Here is a 4,944-nt window from a genome sequence, read left to right on the forward strand (position 1 = left end):
CAACCGCCTCGGCGGTGAAGCTCAGCTTGCCCCACCTCTCCGGGTCGTGCCAGTAGTAACCGCCGGCCAATCCCCCCACGAAAGCAAGATCCGAGTTGAGGCTCAGTCCGGTACCCAGCCCGGTCGCGTTGTTGACGAGCTGTCCGCTGTCGGTTTGAGGGAATGCCGTGCCCGCGACAGCGGTCAGGAACCAAGCTCCCGAGCGATGTTTCCGCGTCAGAGCCTCCTTCCTCTGCTCCTCGGCCGCCTCATAAGCCTCTTTGTGGCCTTGCGGGATGGTCACCCCATCCTCCTCGCTCTCCTGGCCAGCGGGGCTTCCCGCCCGTCCGGGCAGGGTTCCGAAGAGCAGAGCCCAACTCATCCCGGCGAGCAGAACCGCCGCCTTCTTTCGCCGTCGCTTCATCCCGAGCCTCCTTTTTCTCGCTCCCCGCTCGGCGGAAGCCGAGACTCCGATAGCTTGCATCAGCGACCTTCCTTACTACCCCTGTCAAGAGGAATGTCACCGGCGACGGCTTCCCCCCTCCACTTCGTCGAGGCGCCGCGAACGGCGATCGCGCAAAATCCCATCAGCCGGGCGGAGAGAGAAAGGCCCGCTCCCAAAAAGGGTGGAGCCGGCTTCTTGGTCGCGACCAGAGCTGGACGTGCAAAGAACGGACGGAAGCGGGATGGGAAAGAAGGGCGCTGAGCTCGCGTCCGCTCAGGGCATCCGGTCCGCCTTCGAGAAGCCGCGTTTCCATGGAATGCAACGCCTCGCGCCCCCGCTCCGGCGACGTTTCGCGCCTCCCCAAGAGAACTAGGTGCAGGGCATTGGCGAAGGGATCTGCCACCAGGGAAAGAAGCCCCTGGACAAGCAGCTTCTCCTCGGACGCGCTCTTCAGCCGGTCGAGCCCCGCGAGCTCCGCCGGCGGTTGCTCTTCCTCCGGAGTGAGGAAGAGGCGCGCCTTCCGGCTAAGATCTCCGAGACGAACGTCGCTCGTCAGCCATGCCAAGGGGAGAGCGGTAAGCCAGGAAAAAAGGATCGGGAAGAGCGGCCAGAAGAAAAAGGGCATCTCCCAGGCCACCAAGGCCAGCCCAAGCCCCCCAGCCAAGCTGATGGGTCCGTAGTCCCGCAGGACTCCGGCGAAGGGCAAGGCCCCCTCTTCCCTCCGGCTTTGCGTCCTCCAGGAGATCTGGCGGCCGAAAGTCGCCAGCAAGACGAATCGGCTGTAAAAGAGCAGGAGAATGGGAGCCAGAAGTGCGGAGAAGCCGAGCTCGAGCATGGTGCTTACCGTCAACCGGAGGGCCCCGCCATAGCCGCCGCTTTGCCGGAGCCCCCGCAAGAGGCCGAAAAGCTTCGGCAAGAGGAGCAGGAGAATGGTGAGCCCCAGAAGTTCGGCCATCGCCCGGTCCGCCGGGGCGCCGGAGCGACGAACCAAAGCACCCAAGGCGGCATAGCGCTCGATCTCGTTCGCTTCCCATGTAGTCAAGCCGAGAAAGAGCAGCCAAAGCGGAGAGCCGACGTAGGAGAGGAGCCCCGCATAGACGTGAATGCGGCTCGAAAAGCGGAGGCCCGGCGCGAAGAGAAACCAGAAGTGCTGGAGGTTTCCCTGACACCATCGACGATCCCTCCCTAGACTCTCCGTCAAATTGGGAGGACCTTCCTCGTACGAGCCCTCCCGAGCATAGGCAAGCCAGGACTGGTATCCCGCCTTGCGCATGAGAGCCGCCTCCACGGTGTCGTGGCTCATGATGTGGAGCCGGAGCCTACCCGGACCGGGCAAGTCGGGAAGAGCGCATGACGCGATGAAAGGGGCCAGTCGGATGATCGCGTTATGTCCCCAGTAGGGCCCGCCGGCGAAGTGCCAATAATGCGAGCCCGCGGCAAAGAGCGGGCCCATAAGGGAAGCCGAAAACTGCTGGATCCTCCGGAAGAGCGTCCTGCCTTGGACCAGTCTTGGCATCGTCTGAATGATTCCTGCCTTTGGATTGGACTCCATAGCCTCCACCATCCAGACCAGGAGCTTTCCCGAAAGGACGCTATCCGCATCGAGCACGACCATGTAGCGATATCGACTCCCCCATCGCCGGCAAAAGTCGGCGATATTCCCGCTCTTCCCGTGCGTGGAGACTCTTCGTTTCCGATAAAAAATCCTCCCGAAGGCTCCCTCGTCCCGGCAAAGAGCAAACCAAGCCTGTTCTTCCGCCGCCCAGAGAGCCGGATTCTTCGAGTCGCTGAGTACGAAGAAGTCGAAGCCTCCACTCCGGCCGGTGGCCGCGAGGGAATGCCACATGTTCCGGATCGCGCCGAAGACGCGGGCGACGGGTTCATCGCAAATGGGCATGACGACCGCTGTAGCGGGAAGAGTCGGCTTGCTCGCCGCCGCAGGCTGGCCGAAAAGCCGGGAAGCCTCGTAGGGATCCCCGCCCCGCATCCACTCCCAAAAGCCGAAGAGGGCCAAGCAACATCCGAAGGCAATCTGAGAAAAGAGAACGACGAAAAGCCCCAGAAGGAAGAAGCGCCGAAGGCCGAAGCCGGGACCGCCCAGAGCTTCGAGGAAAAGCCAGCTCCCGACCCCGACCAGCAAGAGGAAGAGCCCGAAGAAGAGGGAGCGTCGGACCGGAAGAAAATCCCTGGGAACCAAAACCGCTGGAGGAGGCGAACTCGATGGCGGGCCGTTCATCGGGAAAAGAACAAAAAGTAGACGGCGCAGGCTGCGCCGAAGAGGACCGTCCAGAAAAGAAGAATCGAGCCTACTTCCTTCCAGCTCACCTGCTCCCAAGCCTCCCGGGCCAGGCGCGCGAACGGGCCGTACTCGATCGGCCGGGAGACCATGTGCGAAAAACGAACGGCCGGTCCCGCCTGAAGCGCCATCCGCAGCAGCTTTTCGGAAAGCTCGGGAGGAACGGCCCCCGAAAGAAAGGCACGCGGCCAATGATCGAGGGCGCGGCTGAGCTGCAGGCTCAGGATCGCGGCGACCCTGCGCTCCCGCTCGCCCGTCGGGGAAGCGGAAGGCAACCGCTCCAGCCATCCCTCGACCAGCTGCTGAGTGAACTCCATGGTGAGCTCGACCGGCGGCTTTTCGGGATTCTTCTTCCACTCGCGGATCGACAGCGCCAGTAGCTGCACCCCCACTACCCGCTGGTAGAAGGGATCCGCCAACCGCCAGTACCCTAAATAGGCGTCGAGGCGCGAAGCCGCTTCCCGCCAATCGGCAAGAGCTTCCTCGGGGATCTCGGCCGACTCGACGGCTTCCGCAGTCAGCGGTGGAAGGGATAGGTCCATGTTTCCGAGAGGATCTCCTGCTCGAGCTCGAGTCGGCACCGGAGGGAAATCGTCTGCGGCGTCGGGGTTGCCCGCCCGACGCTAAAGGTTACGCGCCAAGACTGGTCGATAGGATTTTTCACGACGTGGATTTCGCCAATCGCCGACGGTGGATCGCTTTCGACGACAGCCCGCAGCGGAGCACTCTCCGGCAGGGACCGGAGGCGGCCTCCTCCGAAGTCGAGGACAAAGCGCCAGAGGGCCTCCTCCGGTCCGCGTTCGATGCGGGTTCCTAGACAACGGCCGAGGGGAGGAAGCTGCGGGTTGTCTAGGAACCAGTGGAGCGTGTACTCTATTGCAAGCGGCTCTCCGGGCTTCGGATTCTTTTCGGGAACGAAGTAGGCGACGATATTGTCCAAATTGGCGTCGGCGGTCGGAAGCTCGACAAGACGGACTTTCCCGGAAGACCAGCCTTCGCCGGGCTCCACCCAGCAGCTCGGCCTCCGCTCGTAGAGCATGTCGAGATCCTCGTAATGAGCGAACTCCCGGTCCCGCTGCAGCAGCCCGAAGCCGCGAAGGTCGTCCGCCGGCAAGTCGCTCACCCGGCGTTCTTTGCCCGATTGGAGCGGCTGCCAGTACCAGCGATCCTCGCCCAGCCGGCAGAGCAGACCGTCCGAATCGTGAACCTCGGGGTATCTCCTGCCGGGCGGGATTTCCGTATTCTCCCCATACCAGAACATGCTCGTCAACGGAGCCAGCCCGATTTCCTCCCGCTCCCGCCGAAGAAAGATCACCGCCCGCACCTTCAAGAGAGTCTCGGCCCCTGGCTCGAGCTCGAAGCGGTAGGCTCCCGTGACGGAGGGCCCTTCCAACAGTGCGTAAAAGAGCAGGCTCCGGGCAGTCGGGGAGGGCTGGCGGAACCAGAACCGGGTAAAGGCGGGGAATTCCTCGCGGGGACCGACCGCCGTATCGATCGCCAATCCCCTTGCGGAAAGGCCGAAGACCATGTTTTGGCCCACCAGGCGAAAATAACTCGCTCCCAGGAAGGAAGCCACTTCGGCAAGGCGATCCCGCTTCTCCAGCGGATAGTAGATCCGAAAGCCGGCGTAGCCCAAGTGAGGAGGCAGCTTCGCCGGGGAAACGACTCCGCCGAAGTCGAAGAAGCGCGGCAGGTAAGGAATCGCTTGCACGCCCTTTCGATCGACCTGAAAGCAGCGAATCGGCTGGTTGAAAAGATAGCCCGGGTGAAAAAAGCCGATCTGGAAAGGGAGAGCCGCATCCCGCCAGAGAAGGTTCTCGTCGCGCCACCGGATCTGCCGATACTGATCGAAAGTCAGGGTCGAGAGAAAAGCGGGGACCGTTGCGGCGGCATATGGCTCCGAAAGCGCTTTTCGCGCTTCTTCCACGATGTCCTCGAAACGGAGCGGAGGACGATAGTTCGACTCCCGGACAATAAAGAGAAAGAGGAGCAGCGCCGCCGTTCCGAAAACCAAATGGATCTTGAACGTCTTTCGGGAAAGGAGGGCCATCGTCTGGTTGTGCCGCGTTCTCGGAGCTTCTCCGCTCCCAAGGCAGATCGCAGGAAACGCGCTATCGGCAAGAAGAAAATGACCGGAAAGCTCCTCGGCCGCAACTCGTCGGCCGCTTCTGCGCCGCGAATGCCCGGTAAGGATCGGACCCTTTTCGGGCGGCCGCGCGGCCGA

General features: G+C 62.8%; 3 protein-coding genes and 1 pseudogene. All 4 read right to left on the reverse strand.

Features of this window, described 5'->3' with window-relative positions; genetic code table 11:
* Window positions 1-403: pseudogene (locus tag FN369_RS08285) on the reverse strand (hypothetical protein); the annotation flags it as partial.
* A 163-nt stretch (window positions 404-566) separates the two neighbouring features.
* Window positions 567-2,660 (reverse strand): glucans biosynthesis glucosyltransferase MdoH, encoded by a 2,094-nt coding sequence (gene mdoH / locus FN369_RS08290; RefSeq protein ID WP_178087759.1) that lies wholly within the window; start codon window positions 2,658-2,660, stop codon window positions 567-569.
* Window positions 2,657-3,262 (reverse strand): hypothetical protein, encoded by a 606-nt coding sequence (locus tag FN369_RS11220; protein WP_178087760.1) that lies wholly within the window; start codon window positions 3,260-3,262, stop codon window positions 2,657-2,659. The genes mdoH and FN369_RS11220 overlap by 4 nt, the downstream gene beginning before the upstream one ends.
* Window positions 3,238-4,944 (reverse strand): OpgD/OpgG family glucan biosynthesis protein (locus tag FN369_RS08295; RefSeq protein WP_218580025.1); only part of this gene is annotated, 1,707 nt, incomplete at its 5' end. The genes FN369_RS11220 and FN369_RS08295, both read right to left, overlap by 25 nt.

Origin of the sequence: Methylacidimicrobium cyclopophantes (genome assembly GCF_902143385.2) — a bacterium.
Taxonomy (GTDB): Bacteria; Verrucomicrobiota; Verrucomicrobiia; order Methylacidiphilales; family Methylacidiphilaceae; genus Methylacidimicrobium; species Methylacidimicrobium cyclopophantes.